Origin of the sequence: Limnohabitans sp., assembly GCF_030158565.1 — a bacterium.
In the GTDB taxonomy this organism is placed as follows: Bacteria; Pseudomonadota; Gammaproteobacteria; order Burkholderiales; family Burkholderiaceae_C; genus Limnohabitans_A.
This window is the reverse complement of sequence record NZ_JAOASQ010000071.1, coordinates 1-20,656: the sequence shown is the minus strand read 5'-3', so window position 1 is coordinate 20,656 and position 20,656 is coordinate 1. Positions and strand designations below refer to the sequence as shown.

At 61.7% G+C, this 20,656-nt stretch carries 24 protein-coding genes and 1 riboswitch; of the genes, 7 read left to right on the top strand and 17 right to left on the bottom strand.

The genetic code is table 11. From position 1 onward, the window contains the following. Positions 1-14 precede the first annotated feature (14 nt). A complete protein-coding gene (locus Q1W40_RS14720; RefSeq protein ID WP_300713358.1) occupies positions 15-977 on the top strand; it encodes an asparaginase in 963 nt (320 codons plus the stop codon). 68 nt (positions 978-1,045) lie between these two features. Here the strand turns inward: Q1W40_RS14720 and adk are convergent, their stop codons facing one another. From adk to Q1W40_RS14690, 6 genes are all read right to left on the bottom strand, one after another. Then, positions 1,046-1,702, bottom strand: a complete 657-nt coding sequence (adk, locus tag Q1W40_RS14715; RefSeq protein ID WP_300713356.1) for an adenylate kinase — start codon at positions 1,700-1,702, stop codon at positions 1,046-1,048. 85 nt (positions 1,703-1,787) lie between these two features. Then, entirely contained in the window at positions 1,788-2,567 is a 780-nt protein-coding gene (gene kdsB, locus Q1W40_RS14710; protein ID WP_300713355.1) for a 3-deoxy-manno-octulosonate cytidylyltransferase, read from the bottom strand. Positions 2,568-2,576: 9 nt separating this feature from the next. Continuing rightward, positions 2,577-2,783 carry a Trm112 family protein gene (locus Q1W40_RS14705; RefSeq protein ID WP_300713353.1) on the bottom strand — a complete coding sequence of 69 codons (207 nt, stop codon included), beginning with the start codon at positions 2,781-2,783 and terminating at the stop codon, positions 2,577-2,579. A 42-nt stretch (positions 2,784-2,825) separates the two neighbouring features. Continuing rightward, on the bottom strand, positions 2,826-3,818 hold the full coding sequence (gene lpxK, locus Q1W40_RS14700; protein ID WP_300713351.1) for a tetraacyldisaccharide 4'-kinase: 993 nt from the start codon (positions 3,816-3,818) through the stop codon (positions 2,826-2,828). A 6-nt stretch (positions 3,819-3,824) separates the two neighbouring features. Next, positions 3,825-4,247, bottom strand: a complete 423-nt coding sequence (locus Q1W40_RS14695) for a biopolymer transporter ExbD (RefSeq protein WP_300713349.1) — start codon at positions 4,245-4,247, stop codon at positions 3,825-3,827. A gap of 11 nt (positions 4,248-4,258) precedes the next feature. Next, a complete protein-coding gene (locus tag Q1W40_RS14690) occupies positions 4,259-4,876 on the bottom strand; it encodes a MotA/TolQ/ExbB proton channel family protein (RefSeq protein ID WP_108326666.1) in 618 nt (205 codons plus the stop codon). Between the two features lie 343 nt (positions 4,877-5,219). On the opposite strand from Q1W40_RS14690, the gene xseA reads away from it, so the two are divergent. Then, on the top strand, positions 5,220-6,590 hold the full coding sequence (xseA, locus tag Q1W40_RS14685) for an exodeoxyribonuclease VII large subunit (RefSeq protein WP_300713346.1): 1,371 nt from the start codon (positions 5,220-5,222) through the stop codon (positions 6,588-6,590). Between the two features lie 194 nt (positions 6,591-6,784). Continuing rightward, the gene (locus Q1W40_RS14680) at positions 6,785-7,366 is read left to right on the top strand and encodes a Fe-Mn family superoxide dismutase (protein WP_300713344.1); all 582 of its coding nucleotides are present in this window, start codon (positions 6,785-6,787) and stop codon (positions 7,364-7,366) included. Between the two features lie 179 nt (positions 7,367-7,545). Here Q1W40_RS14680 and Q1W40_RS14675 read toward each other — a convergent pair whose 3' ends face one another. After that, positions 7,546-8,307, bottom strand: coding sequence for an SDR family oxidoreductase (locus Q1W40_RS14675; RefSeq protein ID WP_300713343.1), 762 nt, complete (start codon positions 8,305-8,307; stop codon positions 7,546-7,548). Positions 8,308-8,498: 191 nt separating this feature from the next. On the opposite strand from Q1W40_RS14675, the gene Q1W40_RS14670 reads away from it, so the two are divergent. Beyond that, positions 8,499-9,605 (top strand): NAD(P)/FAD-dependent oxidoreductase, encoded by a 1,107-nt coding sequence (locus Q1W40_RS14670; RefSeq protein WP_300713341.1) that lies wholly within the window; start codon positions 8,499-8,501, stop codon positions 9,603-9,605. Between the two features lie 60 nt (positions 9,606-9,665). On the opposite strand, the gene aqpZ is transcribed toward Q1W40_RS14670, so the two are convergent. After that, a complete protein-coding gene (gene aqpZ / locus Q1W40_RS14665) occupies positions 9,666-10,355 on the bottom strand; it encodes an aquaporin Z (protein ID WP_300713339.1) in 690 nt (229 codons plus the stop codon). A 229-nt stretch (positions 10,356-10,584) separates the two neighbouring features. On the opposite strand from aqpZ, the gene Q1W40_RS14660 reads away from it, so the two are divergent. Then, positions 10,585-11,391: a thioesterase family protein gene (locus tag Q1W40_RS14660; RefSeq protein ID WP_300713336.1), complete on the top strand. Its 807-nt coding sequence runs from the start codon at positions 10,585-10,587 to the stop codon at positions 11,389-11,391. Between the two features lie 4 nt (positions 11,392-11,395). Here Q1W40_RS14660 and Q1W40_RS14655 read toward each other — a convergent pair whose 3' ends face one another. Beyond that, the gene (locus Q1W40_RS14655; RefSeq protein ID WP_300713334.1) at positions 11,396-12,439 is read right to left on the bottom strand and encodes a quinone-dependent dihydroorotate dehydrogenase; all 1,044 of its coding nucleotides are present in this window, start codon (positions 12,437-12,439) and stop codon (positions 11,396-11,398) included. Positions 12,440-12,533: 94 nt separating this feature from the next. Between Q1W40_RS14655 and rpiA the strand changes: the two genes are divergently transcribed. Further along, positions 12,534-13,205 (top strand): ribose-5-phosphate isomerase RpiA, encoded by a 672-nt coding sequence (gene rpiA, locus Q1W40_RS14650; protein WP_300713332.1) that lies wholly within the window; start codon positions 12,534-12,536, stop codon positions 13,203-13,205. Positions 13,206-13,208: 3 nt separating this feature from the next. On the opposite strand, the gene ribD is transcribed toward rpiA, so the two are convergent. From ribD to Q1W40_RS14625, 5 genes are all read right to left on the bottom strand, one after another. Then, positions 13,209-14,312, bottom strand: a complete 1,104-nt coding sequence (ribD, locus tag Q1W40_RS14645) for a bifunctional diaminohydroxyphosphoribosylaminopyrimidine deaminase/5-amino-6-(5-phosphoribosylamino)uracil reductase RibD (RefSeq protein ID WP_300713331.1) — start codon at positions 14,310-14,312, stop codon at positions 13,209-13,211. Positions 14,313-14,380: 68 nt separating this feature from the next. Further along, positions 14,381-14,791 carry a hypothetical protein gene (locus Q1W40_RS14640; RefSeq protein WP_300713329.1) on the bottom strand — a complete coding sequence of 137 codons (411 nt, stop codon included), beginning with the start codon at positions 14,789-14,791 and terminating at the stop codon, positions 14,381-14,383. After that, the gene (locus Q1W40_RS14635; RefSeq protein ID WP_300713327.1) at positions 14,788-15,795 is read right to left on the bottom strand and encodes a hypothetical protein; all 1,008 of its coding nucleotides are present in this window, start codon (positions 15,793-15,795) and stop codon (positions 14,788-14,790) included. The genes Q1W40_RS14640 and Q1W40_RS14635 overlap by 4 nt, the downstream gene beginning before the upstream one ends. After that, positions 15,792-16,421: a hypothetical protein gene (locus Q1W40_RS14630; RefSeq protein WP_300713326.1), complete on the bottom strand. Its 630-nt coding sequence runs from the start codon at positions 16,419-16,421 to the stop codon at positions 15,792-15,794. The genes Q1W40_RS14635 and Q1W40_RS14630 overlap by 4 nt, the downstream gene beginning before the upstream one ends. After that, positions 16,418-16,882: a type IV pilin protein gene (locus Q1W40_RS14625; RefSeq protein ID WP_300713324.1), complete on the bottom strand. Its 465-nt coding sequence runs from the start codon at positions 16,880-16,882 to the stop codon at positions 16,418-16,420. The genes Q1W40_RS14630 and Q1W40_RS14625 overlap by 4 nt, the downstream gene beginning before the upstream one ends. Positions 16,883-16,965: 83 nt before the next feature. On the opposite strand from Q1W40_RS14625, the gene Q1W40_RS14620 reads away from it, so the two are divergent. Then, positions 16,966-17,511, top strand: coding sequence for a GspH/FimT family pseudopilin (locus Q1W40_RS14620; RefSeq protein WP_300713322.1), 546 nt, complete (start codon positions 16,966-16,968; stop codon positions 17,509-17,511). A 12-nt stretch (positions 17,512-17,523) separates the two neighbouring features. On the opposite strand, the gene nrdR is transcribed toward Q1W40_RS14620, so the two are convergent. The 3 genes from nrdR to Q1W40_RS14605 all read right to left on the bottom strand — a co-directional run bounded on the left by nrdR (position 17,524) and on the right by Q1W40_RS14605 (position 20,268). Then, positions 17,524-17,970, bottom strand: a complete 447-nt coding sequence (gene nrdR / locus Q1W40_RS14615) for a transcriptional regulator NrdR (protein WP_053175988.1) — start codon at positions 17,968-17,970, stop codon at positions 17,524-17,526. A gap of 15 nt (positions 17,971-17,985) precedes the next feature. Then, positions 17,986-19,230: a serine hydroxymethyltransferase gene (gene glyA, locus Q1W40_RS14610; RefSeq protein WP_300713319.1), complete on the bottom strand. Its 1,245-nt coding sequence runs from the start codon at positions 19,228-19,230 to the stop codon at positions 17,986-17,988. Between the two features lie 51 nt (positions 19,231-19,281). After that, positions 19,282-19,463, bottom strand: a riboswitch (ZMP/ZTP riboswitch). 88 nt (positions 19,464-19,551) lie between these two features. Continuing rightward, complete coding sequence (locus Q1W40_RS14605) at positions 19,552-20,268, bottom strand: transglycosylase SLT domain-containing protein (RefSeq protein ID WP_108326680.1); 717 nt, start codon at positions 20,266-20,268, stop codon at positions 19,552-19,554. Between the last annotated feature and the right edge of the window lie 388 nt (positions 20,269-20,656).

Here is a 20,656-nt window from a genome sequence, read left to right as displayed (position 1 = left end):
TGCAAGTGGTTTCTGTGAAAAAAATTCAGAAAGTGGTGGTTTTGGGCACAGGCGGCACCATTGCCGGCACCGCCGCCAGCGCCTCAGAGCAGGTGGCCTACACCGCAGCTCAGCTGGGCGTGGACCAACTCATGGCGGCTGTGCCGGGGCTGGACAAGGTGCTTGATGGCCGCCAGTTGCTGGTGGAGCAAGTGGCCCAGCTGGACAGCAAGGACATGGACCACGCCACCTGGCAACTTTTGGCCTGCCGTTGCGCGCATTGGTTGGCGCAAGATGATGTCGGCGCTTTGGTGATCACCCATGGCACCGACACCCTCGAAGAAACCGCCTGGTTTTTGCAATCGGTTTTGCAGCCGCACAAACCCGTGGTGATGGTGTGCGCCATGCGGCCGGCCAGCTCGGACGAGGCCGATGGCCCGCAGAACTTGCGCGATGCCTTGGTCGTCAGCGCCCAGCCTTCGGCTGCAGGCGTGTGCGTGGTGTGCGCGGGCGTGATCCACAGTGCTCGTGATGTGCAAAAGGTTCACCCGTACCGGCTGGACGCTTTCAGCTCTGGCGATGCTGGGCCACTGGGTTGGATGGACCGTGGGCAGGTGCAATGGTCGTCCGTCTACGCCCGCACCGCCTTGCAGACGGCCACTTTGGCCAACAGTGTCATGACATTTGATGTCCAGCAGTGGCCAGCGGTTGAAGTGGTCCTCAGCCACGCAGGTGCTGGTCGCCGTGTGGTGGATGCTTTGGTGCAAACGGGCGTTGCGGGCTTGGTGGTGGCGGGCTCGGGCAATGGCACGGTGCACCATGTCTTGCAAGCGGCTTTGAAAGATGCCGAACAAGCGGGCGTGCGGGTGCGGCTCAGCACGCGTTGCATTGAGGGGCGCATTGTGGGCAGCAGCCGGTGGCCCGATATGGCGGGTTTGAGTCCAGTGAAAGCCCGCATCAGTTTGATGCTGGAGTTGCTCGCCGAGTCCTCGGTTTGAAGTGGGGCAGCGCCATTGAAAAAGCCCGGCAGTACCGGGCTTCTCTTGGGGCAGCGCCAAACTGAAAGTCAGCTTGCCAGTGCCTCGAACGCACGTGCGGTGATGTCTTCCACGCTGCCGGTGCCTTGAATGGCGCGGTACTTGGGCGCCGCAGCGGCGTCGGCCTTGGCCCAGCCAGAGTAGTAATCCACCAGAGGACGTGTCTGGTCGCTGTAGACCTGAAGGCGTTTTTTGACGGTGTCTTCCTGGTCGTCGGCGCGCTGCACCAAGGGCTCGCCAGTCACATCGTCTACACCGGCCACTTGGGGTGGGTTGAACTTGACGTGGTAAGTGCGGCCCGAAGCGGGGTGCGAGCGGCGGCCGCTCATGCGTTCGATGATGGCGTCAAAGGGCACATCGATTTCGAGCACATAGTCGAGCTTCACGCCGGCGGCCTTCATGGCGTCGGCCTGGGGGATGGTGCGGGGGAAGCCGTCAAACAGGAAGCCGTTGGCGCAGTCCGCTTGGGCGATGCGCTCTTTGACCAGGTTGATGATCAGGTCGTCGCTGACCAGACCGCCGGACTCCATGACGGCTTTGGCTTGCAGACCCAGGGGGGTGCCTGCCTTGACCGCGGCGCGCAGCATGTCGCCGGTGGAGATTTGAGGGATGTTGTATTTCTGGCAAATGAAAGTGGCTTGTGTGCCTTTGCCGGCGCCGGGTGCGCCCAACAGAATCAGTCTCATGGGAAGTCCTTATAGCTTGAAATCGTTGCGGTCAGGTGGGCCTGACGGTTGTCCTTGAGAATATCACGCGAGTCTCAAAGCTGGCTTACGCCGCCAGGAGGGCTCGAACGCGGTTCAAATCTTCGGGGGTGTCCACGCCGGGGCCTGGGGCTTCGGGGGTGATGTGGACGGCAATCCTGTGGCCGTGCCACATGGCACGCAGCTGTTCCAGCGATTCCATTGTTTCGATGGGCGCAGGCGGCAGTTGGGGGAACAGGCGCAAAAAACCCGCTCGGTAGCCGTAAATGCCCACATGGCGCAGCGGGGCAGGGCTGGGCAGGCTCTGGAAGCCGACGTCAGACTGGCCATCGCGCCACCACGGAATGGGTGCGCGGCTGAAATACAAGGCCATTTGCCGGGCGTCGAGCACCACTTTGACGACATTGGGGTTGGTGAACTCCTGCAACTCGGCAATCGCGTGGGCGGCTGTGCTCATGCTGGCTTCGGGGCGCTGTGTCAGCAATTCGGCCACCTCGTTGATGAGGCCGGGGTGGATCAAAGGCTCGTCGCCCTGAACGTTCACCACCACCGCATCGTCGGCCAGACCGAGCAGTTGGCAAGCTTCGGCCAGTCGGTCGCTGCCGCTTACATGGTCTTGCCGGGTCAGCAGGGCACGGATGCCATGGGCTTGGCAGGCTTGCACGATGCGTTCGTCATCGGCTGCCACCACCACTGAGCTGGCCTTGGACTGCAAGGCGCGTTGGGCCACGCGCACCACCATGGGCAGGCCGGCGATGTCGGCCAGCGGTTTGTTGGGCAGGCGGCTCGAAGCCATGCGTGCCGGAATCACCACGGTGAAGCCCGTTGGTGCAGAGGCTGTTGTCATGGCGTGGACTCAGAGAGGCGGACGTTCGGTGGCCAGCTTGGCGATCTCTTCGTCGCTCAAGGTTCGGGCTTCGTTTTCCAGCAGGATGGGAATGCCATGGCGCACGGGGTAGGCCAAGCGGGCGCTGCGAGACAGCAGTTCTTGGCGCTCGCGGTCAAAGTTCAAGGGGCCCTTGGTGACCGGGCAGACCAGCAGTTCAAGCAGTTTGGTATCCATGTCTCGATGATAACGGCCCCTGCATGGGGGCTGGTTTTTGGCTCAGGCGTGCAGGTGTTTTTGGACCAGCGCATCCAGCGCGGGCCAAAAGGCGGGTTCAAGCGTCAATTGCAACGGCACAGCCAGCGCTTGGGGTTCATGGGTCCACAGCTTGGCCGCGTCTTTTTCTGTGCACAGCAAGACGTGCCCCGAGCCGATGGCTTGCCAATGGCGGTAGTCGTGGTGGTCGGGCAGCGCCAGGGTCTGGGCCAGTTGCAGTCCCGTTTGACTCAGCATGTCAAAAAATGCTTCGGGCCGGGCCAGACCGGCCACAGCGTCGAGGGCTTGGTTTTTCAGACTGGCCAGCGGAACCTTCACGCCTTCGCGGGTCAGAGCATGGTCGGCCAGTTGGCGCTGCGCCTGAAAGCCGCCTGTCACCGTTGACTGCCCGGTGTGCACCAGCAGATCCACCGGGCGCGGCCAGGCTTCGCGCAGGGGGCCCGCAGGCAAGAGCCAGCCGTTGCCCACGCCGCGTTCGTCCATGACGCAAATCTCAATGTCACGCGCCAATGCCAAGTGTTGCAGGCCGTCGTCACAAACGATCACCTGAACATCGGGATGGGTCTGCAGCAATTGGCGGCCTGCTTCAGCCCGCAAGGCCCCCACCCAGACGGGCGCGCTCGTGCTTTGCCGTATCAGCAAGGGCTCGTCGCCCACATCCTGAGGGGCGCTGTGGGCATGAACCGCACGGGTGTCTTGCGTGAGGCGGCCATGTCCGCGAGAGACCACGCCCACGCGCAAACCCTGGGCCATCAAGTGCTTGACCAAGGCGATCGTCAGGGGTGTCTTGCCTGCACCTCCTGCCACCACATTGCCCACCACAATGACCAGCGTCGGCAAGCGTTCAGTTGGGTGCATCCCCAAACGGTAGCCCAGGCGCCGCAGGGCCATCAGCGCACCGTAAAGCCAGGCCACAGGGCGCAATGCCCAGGCGGCTGGCCCACGGCCCATCCAGACCTTGGGCAGGCGCTGGTGAAGCCGGGTGGACAGGCTCATGCGGTGTCAGGAGCCCGAAGACTCCGAGGATTGGGTGGCAAAGGTGATCTGAGACAGACCACTGCGGCGGGCCGCTTCCATGGCGTTGACCACGGATTGGTGGCTGGCCATGGCGTCAGCGCTGATCACCAAGGTGATGTCTTTGGCGGCCATGGGGGTCAACAAGGCCATCAAGGCGCCAACTGAGCTGCCGCCCACGGGGGACTTGTTGATCGCGTATTGCCCCTGAGCAGTCACACTCAAGATGATCTGTTTGGGCCGCTCCGTCAGCTTTTGGGCATCGGCGGCGGGCAAGGTCAGGTTGATCTCGGTCAGACGCGACCAGCTGGTGGTCAGCATCAGGAAAATCACCACCACCAACAACACGTCGATGAAGGGGATCAGGTTGATTTCGGGCTCCGGCATGGTCCGGTTTTTTTTGAAATTCACAAACCACTCACTCAGTTGCGAAGTTGGGCCACGTGGCGTGCAAAGCGCTCTGCCGAGACTTCCAGGGCCAGCAGGTGCCGGTCCGCAATGCCTCTGAAATAACGCCAGAACATCAAGGTGGGAATGGCCACAATCAGGCCAAAGGCAGTGTTGTACAGCGCCACAGAGATGCCATGGGCCAGCTGCGCCGGCTGGCTGGCAGCTGGGTTGGTGGCCCCAAAAATCTCGATCATGCCGACCACGGTGCCCAGCAAACCCAGCAAGGGCGCCACCGATGCAATGGTGGCCAAAGCAGGCAGATAACGCTCCAGGTGATGCGCCGCAATGCGGCCCGACATTTCCATGCTGGACTTCACGTCCTCGTCACTGGCTTGTGGATTTTTCTGCAGACAACGCAGGCCGCTGGCCAGGACCGGGCCCAGGAGGCCGGCATTTTCCAACTTGTTCAAGCTGTCTTCACTGGCAAAGCCGCGGCGGGTGGCGTCCATGGCTTGCTCCATCACTTTGGCGGGCAAAACCTTGCTTTCTTGAAGTTGGATCAGTCGCTCAAGGATCAGCGCGACCGCCAAAATGGAGCACAGTATCAAAGGCCAGATGGGCCAACCTGCGGCTTGTATGATGGACAACAAAACAATTCCTTCCTGGTGAATAACGGTCGCAAACGTTTGAGATTATGGACGAAGGGCGCCATGCCGCAGCGCACGCCATGGCGGATGAGAGAGCAGGGCTTTTTTCTGTGGATAACTTTGTGAAAAACTTTGCTCGGAGCCCCTGTTTGAATACTTGAGTTTCTCTGATTTTCTTCGGGTTTTCTCTAATTTTCAAGAAAATAATCAATGAAATCAATGGCTTGCGTTTTTCGGGTGCACGCCGGTGAGGTCAGGGAATCTTGCAAATGGCATGGTTCAGGCTTGTGGAGTACTTTGGCCAACGCTGCTGCTGCGCAGCGTTGAAAATGGCCTGAAAACCGTGATGAAATATAGACAAATGGACAATTTTGACGATTTGAAGCCGCGTGCGTGGACAGTTTCCGCGCTGTGCCGCGCCGTTGCTGACAGTCTGGATGCGCAGTTCAATCCTGTGGCGGTTCGCGGCGAGATTTCGGGCTTCTCACGCGCAGCCAGCGGGCATTGTTATTTTTCGATCAAGGACGATACCGGTCAGATCCGCTGTGCCATGTTCCGGCGTGCGGCCAGCTTGATGAACTTTTCGCCACGCGATGGTGAGCTGGTCGACGTGCGTGGTCGCCTGGGCGTGTACGAAGCCCGGGGCGATTTGCAACTGGTGGTTGAATCCATGGAGCGTGCCGGGCAGGGCGCTTTGTTCGAGCAGTTCTTGCGCCTCAAAGCCAAGCTGGAAGCCGAGGGCCTCTTTGACCCAGCTCACAAACGGGCATTGCCCGAGCAGCCCCGTGCCATTGGCGTGGTTACCTCCCTGGGCGCTGCGGCCTGGCACGATGTGGTGACCGCTTTGCAGCGCCGGGTGCCCCAAATCCCGGTGATCATGGCGCCCGCCCTGGTGCAGGGCGCCGGGGCTGCGGCCACTTTGGTGCAGGCCCTGCAGAACATGTATGCCTTGACCGCTGAAGACAACCCTTTGGCGCCACCGGTGGACGTGATCTTGCTGGTGCGCGGCGGCGGGTCGATGGAGGACCTGTGGTCCTTCAACGATGAAAACCTGGCCCGCGTGATCGCCCAAAGCCCGGTCCCTGTGGTTTGTGGTGTCGGGCATGAGACCGACTTCACCATTGCCGACTTTGTGGCCGATGTGCGTGCCCCTACGCCCACCGCCGCCGCCGAGATGGCCGCGACCGATCGGGGCGTGGCGCTGCAAGTCTTGGCAGAGCTTGAAAACCGCTTGAGTCGAGGCTTGCTGCGTCAGCAAGACCGGCATGCCCAGCGGCTGGACAGTGTGGCCGCTCGCTTGGCGGTTGGCTTGGCTCGCCAGCAAGACCGTCAAAGCCAGCGCCTGGCCGCTGTGGCAGCCCGTCTGAGCCGTCCACAAGCGCTGCTCGGCCAGCACAGCCAGTGGCTGGACCGTCTGGCAAGCCGCCTGCAATCGGGCGTGCAAAGTCAGCTGACTGAGGGCGTACACAGACTGGATCGCTTCAATGACCGTCTGGACTTCAACCGGGCGCAGCAGGTTCAGCAGCGTGCACAACGCCTGGAACGCGCCGCTTTGCGGCTGTCGTCCGTGGACCCTCATCGCGTGCTCGACCGTGGTTATGCCTGGCTCAGCGACGAAAACGGTCATGCCCTGACCAAGACCGTGCAGTTTCAGCCCGGGCAAAGCGTGCGTGCGACCTTGGCCGATGGCGACGTGCCTTTGACAGTCAATGATTGAAACGGCGCAAGTTGAAATGGGTCAGGGCCCCACGGCCGATTTCCGGGGTACTCCCCATGAGGCCATGGGGCCCTGACCCATTTCAACGTTGACAGAGACAGTCCTCAGTGACCCGTAACACCAAGGGGGGATGCCCATGCCCCTAAAATGCATGGGTTAACTTTTTCCAACCGCAACAACAAGAGGACACCATCATGGAACACACCTTGCCCGCACTGCCTTACGCGATCGACGCGCTGGCCCCTCACTACAGCCAGGAAACCCTGGAGTTCCACCACGGCAAGCACCACAACGCTTACGTTGTGAACCTGAACAACCTGCAAAAAGGCACCGAATTCGAGAGCATGTCCCTCGAAGAAATCATCAAGAAGTCCAGCGGCGGCATCTACAACAATTCGGCCCAGATCTGGAACCACACCTTCTTCTGGAACTGCATGAAGCCTCAAGGCGGCGGTGAGCCCACAGGCGCACTGGCTGCAGCCATCAACGCCAAGTTCGGCAGCTACGCCGCTTTCAAAGAGGCCTTCGTCAAGAGCGCCGTGGGCAACTTCGGTTCCGGCTGGACCTGGTTGGTCAAGAAAGCCGACGGCTCGGTCGACATCGTCAACATGGGCGCCGCTGGCACACCCTTGACCACTGCCGACAAAGCGCTGTTGACCGTGGACGTGTGGGAACACGCCTACTACATCGACTACCGCAACATGCGCCCCAAGTTTGTCGAGACCTTCCTCGACAAGCTGGTGAACTGGTCTTTCGCCGAAGCCAACTTCGCCTGATCGAAGAAGCCTTCAAGCCAAAAAGCCCGCTCAAGCGGGCTTTTTGCTTTGGGAACGATTCGCTTTTTGGCACAAGCACTGAGCTGAGCATGCGGTGGGGCCGGGCGCCGATTTCTGGTACCCCAGCATGAGGTGCCCGACCCCACCGCGTGCTCAGCGGACCACGCGCCAACAAAAGGTCAGCGAATCATCATCCCGCCATCGGCTACGATGGTCTGACCCGTCACGTACTGACCGGCAGGGCTGGCCAAAAACACCGCCACACCGCCAATGTCGTCGGGCTCACCCATGCGGCGCAGCGGGGTTTCGTTGTTGTACTTGGCACTCAGCACCGGGTCTTCGTGCAGAGCCTTGGCAAAGTCGGTCTTGATCAGGCCCGGGGCAACACAGTTCACGCGGATGTTGTCTGGCCCCCATTCCACGGCCAGATTGCGCGCCAGCTGCATGTCGGCGGCTTTCGAGATGTTGTAGGCCCCGATCACCGCCGAGCCATGCAGCCCGCCAATCGACGACACGATCACGATGGCGCCGTTCTTTTTGGCTTTCATGTCGGGATAGACCATGTTGCACAGCCAAGTGTTGGACAGCACGTTGTTGCGCATGACCTTGTCGAACACCTCGTCGCTCATGCCCGTGGTGGGGCCGTAATAGGGGTTGGTGGCCGCGTTGCACACCAGAATGTCGATGGGGCCCCAAGCCGCGCGGGTCTGGTCGATCAGGTTTTGCAGCTGTTCTTTGCTGGATATGCTGGCAGCAATGGCCATCGCCTCGCCGCCTGCGGCTTGGATCTCTTTGACCACCACTTCGCAAGCGTCTTGCTTGCGGCTGGACACCACCACCTTGGCGCCTTGCTTGGCCAGCTGGTGCGCGATGGATCGGCCAATGCCCCGGCTGGAGCCGGTGACGATGGCCACTTTGCCTTTGAGATTGAACAGCGACATGAAACGGTCTCCTTGGTTGTTGTCTGGCAGTCTGCCCGTGTGCGGCGCAGGTGTCTGTCTTGCGGGTGTCACCTCTTTTGTTTTTTGTAGGAGCCCCGCCCTCGGGGCGAATGCTGATGGTCTGCGGGTGTTCTATCGCGGCGAGGGCGCCGCTCCTACAGAGCACCTGTCTCTGAGCCACAATGTGATCCATGGAACAAATCGATACTGTGGTGATCGGGGCCGGTGTGGTCGGCCTGGCTGTGGGGCGGGCGCTGGCGCTGTCGGGCCGCGAGGTGGTGGTGCTCGAATCGGAAAACGCCATCGGCACCGGCACCAGCTCGCGCAACAGCGAGGTCATCCATGCGGGGATTTATTACCCGGCGGGCTCGCTCAAGGCGCGTTTGTGCGTGCAAGGCAAGGACATGCTTTACGCCTATTGCGCCGAGCGCGGCGTGGCGCACCAGCGCCTGGGCAAATTGATCGTGGCCACCAGCCCCGAGCAGGTTCCGGCGCTCGATGGCATCGTCGCCAAAGCGGCCGCCAATGGCGTGCACGATCTGCAAAAACTCACGGCTGCGCAGGCCAGGGCATTGGAGCCGGCCTTGTCTTGCGAAGCGGCGCTGCTCTCGCCCAGCACAGGCGTTGTGGACAGCCACGGCCTGATGCTCGCCCTGCAAGGCGATATGGAAAATGCAGGCGGTTTGCTGGCGCTGGTCTCGCCCGTGCAGCGCATTGCCTTGCGGCAAGGCCCGGCCACGCACCCGATCGTGGTGCAAACGCAAGACGGCACCGAGCTGGCTTGCCAAGTGCTGGTCAATGCTGCCGGGCTGAACGCCGTGCCGCTAGCGCGGGGCATGGACGGCCTGGACCATAACCTGCTGCCGCAAGCCCATTACGCCAAAGGCAACTACTTCACGCTGGCGGGCAAGGCCCCGTTTTCGCGTTTGATCTACCCCGTGCCCGAAGCGGCCGGTCTGGGCGTGCACCTCACGCTCGACCTGGGTGGCCAGGCCAAGTTTGGGCCTGACGTGCAGTGGGTGGATGACCCCACCGATCTGCAGGTGGACCCGCGCCGAGGCGATGCTTTTTATGCCGAGGTGCGCAAGTACTGGCCCGATCTGGCCGATGGTGCGCTGCAAGCGGGCTACGCGGGCATGCGCCCCAAAATCAGTGGGCCGCACGAGGCCTCGGCAGACTTCATGATCCAGGGGCCTGCCGACCACGGTGTGCCGGGCTTGGTGAATTTGCTGGGCATCGAGTCGCCGGGGCTGACCAGTTCGCTGGCGATCGCAGCGCATGTGGCCCGTTTGCTTTGAATGAAAAAAGGCCATGCAGATGCATGGCCTTGAATGCAATCCCGTAGGGATGCGTGAAGATCAGTTCTCTTCGGAGCCAATCATGCGGTAAACCAGGGCACCCAAAACGGCACCCGCGATCGGTGCCAGCCAGAACAGCCACAGCTGTGACACGGCCCAGTCGCCGACGAACAAGGCCACGCCGGTGCTGCGGGCAGGGTTGACGGAGGTGTTGGTGACCGGGATGCTGATCAGGTGAATCAGCGTCAGGCACAGACCGATGGCGATCGGTGCCAAGCCTTGCGGTGCGCGCTTGTCGGTTGAACCCAAAATCACCAGCAGGAATATCATGGTCATGACGACTTCGGTCACCAGGGCCGACACCATGTTGTAGCCGCCAGGGGAGTGTTCGCCAAAACCGTTCGATGCAAAGCCGCCTGCCAAGTCAAAGCCCGCCTTGCCGCTGGCGATCAGGTAGAGCACGCCAGCTGCGGCAATGCCGCCCAGCACCTGGGAAACGATGTATGGCACCAGGTCTTTGCCAGGGAATCGACCACCGGCCCACAAGCCGATCGAGACGGCCGGGTTCAGGTGGCAGCCTGAGATGTGACCGATGGCAAATGCCATCGTCAAGACAGTCAGGCCAAAGGCCAGCGAAACGCCCACAAAGCCAATGCCCAGTTGTGGGAATGCCGCAGCAAGCACCGCGCTGCCGCAGCCGCCCAGGACCAGCCAGAATGTTCCGAAAAATTCGGCACCGTATTTCTTCATGATTTCCTCCGAAAGAGTTGCTTGCCAACGGATGTCGGCTGCGCGCAGTCTAAGTCTTATATGAGTCATTTTGAGCTACAAAAACACTCGGTAACACCTTTGCTGCTTGCAAGGCGCCACTGCGCAGGGCTTGTCCTCTCACAGGCAATGGCCGACAAGGCCTGCGCATGCCTTGCATGATCTCTTGCGGGACAGCGCAGACCGCTGGCGCGCTCCTATCATGGCGCGCATGCACCCTTTAGACGAAGCCATTGAGCTCCAAGCTGCCGCGCCCAACGAATTCAAAGGCGCAACTCATCCCGCCTATGCCAATATGGTTGGGCCCTTTGGCGGTACCACCGCCGCGCAGTTGCTGCAGTCCGCCATGCTGCACCCCGAGCGCCTGGGCGAACCCGTGGCCCTGACGGTCAACTTTGCGGCTCCGGTGGCCGATGGGGAGATCCGCTTTGTGGCGCGTGCGGCGCGCACCAACCGATCAACCCAGCACTGGATCATCGAAGCCCATCAGGCTGAAGGCGTGGTAGCCACTGCCACAGCCGTGTTTGCGGTGCGGCGCGAGACCTGGTCAGATGTGGAAGCCGTGATGCCCGACAACGTGCCCGCGCCCGAAGCGCTGCCCCGCATGCCCGTCAAGAACATGCCCGCTTGGCCGGAGCGCTACGACATGCGTTTTGTGGAAGGCGATTTCCCGGCATTCTTTGATGAGCAGGAGCAAACCCACTCGCGCTCTACGCTGTGGGTGCGTGACGAGCCTGCACGCGCCCTGGACTTTGCGTCCTTGGTGTCCATCAGCGACAGCTTTTTCCCGCGCATCTACATTCGGCGGCGGCGTCGTGCGCTGATCGGCACCATCACGATGACCACGTTTTTTCATGCCGACAGCACTTTGCTGGCACAAGTGGGCGAGCGGCATGTGCTGGGTGTGGCCAGGGCGCTCAGCTACCGCCACGGCTATTTTGACCAAACCGGCGAGTTGTGGAGTCCCGAAGGTCAGCTGCTGGCGAGCACCAACCAGCTGGTCTATTTCAAGGATTGAGCGTTCAGCGCTTCATCTGCTGCAAGGCGCTGGCCACTTCGGTCACCAGCGCGGGGCCTTTGTAGATGAGGCCCGTGTAAATCTGCACCACGTCGGCCCCGGCTTCTATTTTTGAAATCGCGTCGTGGCCGCTCAGGATGCCGCCCACGCCGATGATGGGGAAGTCTTTGCCCAGGGCCGCACGCAGTTGGCGGATCACGCGGTTGCTGCTGGCCAGCACGGGTGCGCCCGACAGGCCGCCCATTTCTTCGGCATGGTGCAGACCCGTCACGGCGTCGCGCGCCAGGGTGGTGTTGGTGGCGATGACGCCGTCCATGCCGTGCTTTTGCAGCGTGGCGGCGATCACACCGACTTGTGTTTCGTCCAGATCTGGGGCGATTTTGAGGAACATGGGCACGCGGCGGCCGTGCTCGGCGGCCAGTTCTTCACGCCGCGCCACCAGAGCGCCCAGCAGGCCGTCGAGTGCTTCGTCGCTTTGCAGGGCACGCAGGTTTTTGGTGTTGGGGCTGGAGATGTTGACGGTCACGTAGTCGGCATGCGGGTACACACCCGCCAGCGCGATCAAATAATCGTCGGTGGCGTTCTCGATAGCCGTGGCGGCGTTTTTGCCGATGTTCAGGCCCAGCAGGCGCCCCTGCTGGCGGAATTTGGAGCGCTTGACGTTGGCGATGAAGGCGTCGAGCCCGTCATTGTTAAAACCCAGACGGTTGATCAGCGCGTTGGCCTCGGGCAGGCGGAACATGCGCGGCTTGGGGTTGCCCGGCTGCGCCTTGGGCGTGACGGTGCCCACTTCGACAAAGCCAAAACCCATCGCGCCCAGGCCGTCGATGCAGCGGGCGTTTTTATCGAGACCAGCGGCCAGGCCCACGCGGTTGGGGAATTCCAGGCCAGCCAAAGTGATGGGATGAGACACAAAGGGCTGGCGGTAGACGCGGTCCAGTGGCGTGTTCTGGGTGCGGGCCAGGCCCTCGATGGTCAGTTCGTGGGCCTCTTCGGGGTCCATCTTGAACAAAAACGAGCGGGCGAGGGCGTAAGGGATCAGGGACATTGGATAATTCCGGCCAGCGAAGGCTTTGAAGACGTTGGCTCCGATTGTCTCAAACCTCGGCCTACTTTCCCTCTTTTCATCCAGACCCGACCCCATGACACAAGACGAACTCAAAGCCCTGGTGGGCCAAGCCGCCCTGAAATACGTTGTTCCCGGCGAGATCGTCGGCGTGGGCACGGGCTCCACGGTGAACAAATTCATCGACGCGCTGGCCACCATGAAAGACCAGATCAAGGGCGCGGTGTCCAGCTCCGAAGCCTCCACCGTGCGCCTCAAGGCCTTGGGCATTCCGGTATTTGACAGCAACGAGGTCGAGAGCCTGTCGGTCTACATCGACGGTGCGGACGAAATCGACCACCAGGGCCACATGGTCAAGGGCGGCGGTGCGGCGCTGACCCGCGAAAAAATCGTGGCGGCTCAGAGCAAGCAGTTTGTTTGCATCGCCGACGAGAGCAAGCTGGTGGACGCCTTGGGTGCTTTCCCCTTGCCGGTCGAAGTCATCCCCATGGCCACAGCTCGGGTCATGCGCCAGTTTGCGGCCATGGGCGGTAGCGCCGTGGTGCGCCAAAAAGACGGCCAGCCACTCGTGACCGACAATGGCCAGCACATCGTTGACGTGAAGGGCCTGAAGATCACCGATCCGGTGGCGTTTGAAACCGAAGTCAGCCAATGGCCTGGCGTGGTGACGGTGGGCGTGTTTGCGCTGCAAAAAGCCCAGGTGTGCTTGCTGGGCACGGCCCAAGGCGTGAAGACGCTGAATTTTTAAGTTTCAGGCCCGGCGCAGCAGCAGTCGCAAGTCGGGCCCGATGCGGTCCACCGCATGAAAGGCCAGCTGCACCGCGCCGCTGAGCGCGGTGAGGGTTGGTAAATTCGCCAAGCCCTGGCCGGGACCCAGAAGCTGCGGGGCCAGGTAAACCAGAAACTCGTCCACCAGCCCCTCGCGGATGAAGGAGCCGTTGAGCTTGTGCCCGGCTTCGACGTGCAGCTCGTTGATCTCGCGCCGCGCCAAGTCGCGCAGCATGGCGGCCAGATCCACTTTGCCGCCGGGGCCGGGCATGTCGATCACGGTGGCGCCTCGCGCTTGCAGAGCTGAGCGTGTGTCTGCAGCCCCTTCGGCGGCGGTGTAAATCCAGATCTGCCGGGCCTGATCGCCCTGGCCCAGGGTTTCAAACAGGCGGGCGTTCAGCGGCGTTTCGAGGCGGCTGTCCACAATCACCAGATGCGGTTGGCGCGGTGTGTCGTGATCGCGCACATCCAGACGCGGGTTGTCTTCCAGCACGGTGCCGATGCCGGTCAGCACTGCGCAGGCGCGGGCGCGCCAGGCGTGGCCGTCGGCGCGGGCGGGCTCGCTGGTGATCCACTGGCTTTGGCCGTTTTGCAGGGACGTTTGGCCATCGAGGGATGCTGCGATTTTCATGCGCACCCAAGGCAAGCCGCGTTCCATGCGGCTGAAAAATCCGATGTTCAGTTCGCGCGCTTCAATGGCTTCGTCTGAGCCAGGGGCCAGTGTTTCGGTTTGCACGCCTGCTGCCGCCAAACGTGCCATGCCTTGGCCTGCTACTTTCGGGTTGGGGTCGGTCATGGCCGCGACCACGCGCCCAATGCCCGCAGCTGCCAGCGCATCGCAGCACGGCCCGGTGCGGCCCTGGTGGGCGCAGGGCTCCAGCGTGACCCAGGCGGTGGCACCTTGCACGCTGTGGCCACGGGCAGCGGCATCGCGCAAGGCCATCACCTCGGCATGCGGGCCGCCTGCGCGCTGGGTGTGGCCTTCGCCCAGCACCGAACCATCGGCGGCGGTGATCACGCAGCCCACGCGGGGGTTGGGCGAGGTCAGCCACAGTGCTTGCTTGGCGAGCTCAAGCGCGCGTTGCATGGGGGGCTGGGCCGCAGTGGGGGGATTCAACAGGTCGGTAGAAGTCACGGTGAAAACAGCAGGTCAATTCAGGGCAAGGATACGCCAACCCAGATGGGCACCGCGGCACGGCTGCTGCGCAGCACCAATTGGCTGGGCGTGCCCGCGGTGCCCGCCCGCGCAGCGCCTGGCCATTGCACCGTGACGGTGATGTCGGTCAGGCTCGCACCGGCCCGGGCTGTCAGCTCGACCCGGCGCGTGAAGGGCGTGGCTTGCGCGGTGGTTTGGTCGTTCACGGGGCAGTCTGGACGCAGCGACTGGTGGCATTCCATCGCATCCACCGCCAGGCCGTGGGCCAGGAGGCGCTGCCGGGAGTCGGTCGCGGTTTGCAGGCCTTGTGTGGCCAGCTGCACGGCGCCCATCATGCCCACACCCAGAACAGCCGATGCGACCAAAGCCTCGACCATGGCCATGCCGGTTTGCGATGGCTTGGTTTTCATGGTGTGCCTTCGCTCCAGCTGCCGTTGACGATTTGCACTTGCCGTGCGTCCATGCCTTGTGGCCAAGGCAGCAGATAGGCTTTGCGGGCATAGGGCTGGTACGTCACCTGGCTGGCGTTGGGGGCCTCGGGCCAAGCCGAGTTGATCAAGAGCTGGCCGTCGATTTGACCAGCACGCCAAGCGCGGGCCTTGTCGTCCTGGCATTGCGTGTCGAGCACCACGGTGCCGTGGATGTGCACGCCGCTGACCATGCTGGGGCAACGTGGCGTGCAGGCCGTGGTCGAAAAAACCAGCAGCACGGGCGCTTGCGCGGTGCCCACGCTTTGGCTCCAAGGAGTCGCGCTGTCCACCCAATAGATGGAACGGGGCGGCTGGCTCAGGGCATGCAGGCCTTGCCGTTCTTGGGCTTGTGACCAAGCCCGGATGTGCTCGGCGCTCAGCTTGCCCAGCACCTGTTGCCAGGCGGTGCTGGCGCAAGGTGGTGTGGTATCTGTGCTCAACACCACCGCCGCAGTGCTGGCGGACGCGGGCACCGGCAGCACCGTTGGCATGAACACGCTTTGCTGGACTTGGGCACGGCTGCGCTGGTCGTTCAAGACGGCGTTGGCTTGCAATTCGGCCACGTGCGGGGCGTTGACCACATCGCGCATGGCCACCACATCGGCGCTGGCGGTCTCTGCCCCCTGCAAGGCAGGCGCCTGCAGTCGCACGCAATGCCACTGCAGACCTTGGCGGTTGGCAGGACAAGGCGTGGTCGGCATGGTGCTCCAAAAATCTGTGGCGGAGGAGGTTTGTGATGTGCGCTGAATTTCGGCTTGCGCCCAAGCCAGCGCCGCTTCCGCCGCCAGCCGGGCTTGGGTGGCCTGGATCTGCGCGTGGCCCGCCAACCGATCGATGAAGACACTTTGCACGCTGTAAAAGCCCGCCAATGCGGCCACCAGCACCAGACTGGTGGCCACCATCAGCGTGATGGCGCCTTGTTGCTGGCGAGGGCTGTGCTTCATGTGGCGCCTGAGCAATAAGCGGGCGCGTGGAGCGCTGGCAGTGCATTGCGCAGCGTGATGGTTTGGCTGGCTTGCCACTGGCGTGATGCATCGCCAGGCCATTGGGCGGTCAGGCGCACGGTGATCCAGCGTTGCCACAGACGGCCCTGAGCTGCGCATGTCACTTGCCATTGGAGTTGGGTGATTTTCAAGCTGCCGACATCGGTGAGCGATGTCCAGACTTCGGGCTCGCAAGAGGTGCGCGCTTTGAGTTCGCCGTTGCTCAGGCGAAAGCCGAGGCATTCGTTGTTGTCTTGCAGGCCGTTGCGGTTGCGGTCGATGCTGAAGTTGATCCGGTCGGCGCTGATGCTGAAGTCTTCTGCGCCATCGCAAAATGCATCTTTGCATGGCGCGCTGGTTCTCAGCTTCCAGGCGTCTTCAGTCGCTTGGGCTTGTCGGAGTTGTTGGGTGATGCTGCTCATCGCGGCACGCAAATCGTGGTGAACATGGCTGTCTTGAAGTTGCCAGCGATGACCCCGAAGTTGATGCGCCAACATTTGTGTGCCTGCCGCCAAAACCAACATACCGAGCCCGAGACCCACCACCAATCCGACCAGGGTTTCGCCGCTTTGGCGATGGGTCTTCATGGTTGCCAGCATTTGGCTGAATCGGTCTGTGAATCTGCGCCGCTGGAGAGCACAAGTAGGGCGCTGTCCACCAGCTGCAAGCGCATGGGGCTGCACGAGGTGTCCTGGGCTTGGCTGCCCACCGGCGTGGCTGTCACGGTGTAGCCTTGGCTGTTGGCTTCTTCGATGGCGATTTGGTAGTGCCCCAGCGCCGATCGATCACGCGGCCAGCCCAGGCTGCTGAGCTGTTCAGCATGCTGTTCATGTTGACCACGCCAGCGTGCTTGTTCAAGCTGCACTTGCTGCAAGGCCTGCCGGGCATCGGCCCGGCGTGCTTGTCGTTGCTGGCTGTTGTAACTGGGCAGCGCCACAGCGGCGAGGATGGCCATCAAGGCCAGAGCGATCATCATTTCGCTCAGAGTCCAGCCTGACTGGCAGATGCGCTGTGCGCAGCGGTATCGCAGACCTGTGTGCTTGCCCATGGTGCGTCTCCCTGACATCTTGTTTTGAGTATTTTGAATACCCGGGTATTCTTTGTAAAGGTGGGGATGCATGGAGGCACGCCATGAACGGTTGCAGGCGCTCGTCAGGGTTCACTTTGCTGGAGGCGTTGGTGGTGATGGCACTGGTGTCGGTGCTGGCGGGTATTGCTGCGCCCGCGATGAACCGCTTGCGCCAGCAGCACCGCATGCAGGCCCAGGCGGAGACCCTGTTCAGCAGCTTGATGTTGGCCCGATCGGAGGCCCTGCGGCTGCAACAAAGGGTGACCGTGTGCGTCCGAACGCCAGACGATCGATGTGCGTCCACTGGGCCTTGGACAAGGGGCTGGATGGTGTTTGTGGATGGCAACGCCAATGCACAAAGGGAAAGTGATGAGCCGCTGTTGCAAAAGCACGAAGCCTTGCCTGCAGGGTTGACGCTGGAAGGCAACAGTCTGGTCAGCCGTTATGTGTCGTATGGCCTGGAGGGTCGCAGCCAAACGATCTCAGGGGCTTTTCAGGCCGGCACGCTGACCTTGTGCCAAGCCGAAGCCCTGCAAATATGGCGCTTGGTCATCAATGCCTTGGGCAAGCCCAGGCTCGAAAAAACAGCCGCCGACGGCTGCAGCTGAAGCGCAGGGCGCTCAGCGGACTTCGTCCACCAGGGTCTTGAAGTCGTCGATGTCTTCAAAGCTGCGGTAGACGCTGGCAAAGCGCACGTAGGCGACCTTGTCGAGTTTTTTCAACTCGCGCATGACCAGCTCGCCCAAGCGGTTGGACGCCACTTCACGGTGGGGCTGGTTGAGCAGGTTTTCTTCGATGCGTTCAATGGCCCCGTCCACCTGCTCGGTGCTGACAGGCCGTTTGCGCAGGGCCAGGTTCAGGCTGGCGCGCAGTTTTTCGCGTTGGTATTCGATGCGCCGACCGTCTTTCTTGACGATGGCCGGAAAGCTCACTTCGGGCTTTTCGTAGGTGGTGAAACGCTTTTCACAGGCGCCGCACTGGCGCCGGCGCCGGATGAAGCCCCCGTCTTCGGCCAACCGTGTTTCAACCACTTGGGTTTCGAGGTGACCGCAGAAGGGGCATTTCATCGCTGTTCTTCCCGATTACTTGTAGACAGGGAAGCGGGCGGTCAGGGCGTTGACCTTGGCGCGCACGGCAGCGATGTTGGCTTCGTCTTTGGGGTTGTCCAGCACGTCGGCGATCAGGTTGGCCGTGATGCGGGCTTCCTCGTCCTTGAAACCACGGGTGGTCATGGCGGGGGTGCCGATGCGCACGCCGCTGGTCACGAACGGCTTTTCAGGGTCGTTCGGGATGGCGTTCTTGTTGATCGTCATGTGGGCTGCGCCCAAGGCGGCTTCGGCTTCCTTGCCGGTGATGCCCTTGGCGCGCAGATCCACCAGCATGACGTGGCTCTGGGTGCCACCGCTGACGATGCGCAGGCCGCGTTGGGTCAGCACTTCGGCCACGATCTTGGCGTTCTTGATCACCTGGGCCTGGTAGGCCTTGAACTCGGGCTGCAGCGCTTCCTTGAAGGCCACGGCCTTGGCTGCGATGACGTGCATCAGCGGGCCGCCTTGCAGGCCGGGGAAGATGGCGCTGTTGATGGCTTTTTCGTGCTCGGCCTTCATCAAGATGATGCCGCCGCGCGGGCCGCGCAGGCTCTTGTGGGTGGTCGAGGTCACCACGTCGGCGTGGGGCACAGGGTTGGGGTACTGGCCAGCGGCAATCAGACCGGCGTAGTGAGCCATGTCGACCATGAAGATCGCACCGACTTCCTTGGCGACTTTGGCAAAGCGGGCCCAGTCGATGTGCAGGCTATATGCCGATGCACCAGCCACAATCAGCTTGGGCTTGTGTTCGCGGGCTTTGGCTTCCATCGCGTCGTAGTCGATGGCTTCGTTCTTGTCGAGGCCGTAGGACACCACATTGAACCACTTGCCCGACATGTTCAGCGGCATGCCGTGGGTCAGGTGACCGCCTTCGGCCAGGCTCATGCCCATGATGGTGTCGCCGGGTTTCAGGAAAGCCAAAAACACGGCTTCGTTGGCCGACGCGCCGCAGTGCGGCTGCACGTTGGCGGCTTCGGCGCCAAAGATTTGCTTGATGCGGTCGATGGCCAGTTGCTCGGCCACGTCCACGTGCTCGCAGCCACCGTAGTAGCGCTTGCCGGGGTAGCCTTCGGCGTATTTGTTGGTGAGCTGCGAGCCTTGCGCGGCCATGACGGCGGGCGAGGCGTAGTTTTCGCTGGCGATCAGCTCGATGTGGTGTTCCTGACGCGCGTTTTCGGCCTGGATGGCGGCAAAAATTTCGGGGTCGGCTTGTTCAATCAGAATGTTGCGGTCGTACATGGCAGTCCTTCAAAAGAGATGGAACCTTGGCTCAACAAGGGTGTTGTTGACAAGGGCTGCCCAGGCGAACGGCTGAAAACCCTGGTCAGGGCCTTGGGGCCGGGTCCGGGTTGTGCGCTTCCCAGTGGTTTGGGGTCATTACTCGGGGCAAGGATGACCGCGGTCCACGTCAGAGTCAGCTGCCCCCGTCGAATAACGGGACAGCGCTCCTATCGCCAGTTGCGCACCCCCTGAGTGTAGCCGAGGCTGGCATGGCGAATGCCACCCACGGGTCCAGGTGTTGTTGCAAGGCATGGGTTCAGCCACAGCTGATGGCTTGTTTCAAAATAATTTCTCGAGCAGTTGTTGCTCGTTGAGTACACGCTCGACGTAGACGCGTTCGTCGGTTTGGCCGGAAGCGGCAGCGTATTGACGCAGTGCTTCATCGATGGTTTCGCTTTGCAGCATCAAGTCTTGCAGCAGCCGAGTGCCCACGCGCAAATTGGTCAGTGGGTCAAAAACCGCCAAGCGGCCACCAAAAGGTGCCAGTTCGCTCGTATGGGCATCAGGATCGATTTGCATCAAACCCACGGCGCCTTGAGTGCCCGATGTGAAGGGGTTGAATTTTGACTCGATGGCCATGATCGCCAGGATCAGTGTGGCCGGAATCTGGGTTCGCTCACCCACAGCCCATGCTTCCTTGACCAATGCGGCGACAGGTTCTGGCGACACGCGGTATCTGCGACTCAACGAGTGCGTCACGGCCAGCTGGTTTTTGGACAGCCCTTTGACCGATGTGGCAGTTGCACGGTAGGCCGCATCAGTGGCCGAGGGGACAGTCAAGGTTTCGGCTTGCCTCATTTCCAGCCAGCCAAGCACCCAATCATTGACCGTCATTTGCAAACTCGGACGAGCCATGAACGTCAAGGAGACAGCCACAACGACCAGTCCCAACAATGCCAGGCCATGGTGGCTGATCTCAACGAACCCGTCACTGACATCCTTGGTCATGGTGCGCAGCACCAACCACAGGCGTGTAAGGCGGTTATTGGCTTTCATGATGGGGGTGTGAAGACCGTTCAAGTGGGGGTTGTTTCATCCAGTGATCCAAGTGGAGGGAGGGCTTTGCCGTGCAAGACCCAGTGCGAGGTTGGTGCAAATCAGGGGGCACTTTTTGAGATTGTGATCTGGAGCTCAAGCGTGCCGATTCTATGAACAATTTGAATGGCGTTGATAATGGATCTTTTTTGATTAATTTGCGCACATTGACCACTGGCTAATCCTGCGTCAGTTCAGAGAGATTGCCTTAGATTAGATCCAGTCTGCCAGAGTGGGCCAATTACCGGCGAAAATACGCAATTGTTTGGTCGATCTCAAGTTCGGGATCGATCGGGATGCCGTATTTGGCATGGATCGTGTTTTAAAGTGTTTTGACCGTGACTTCTTC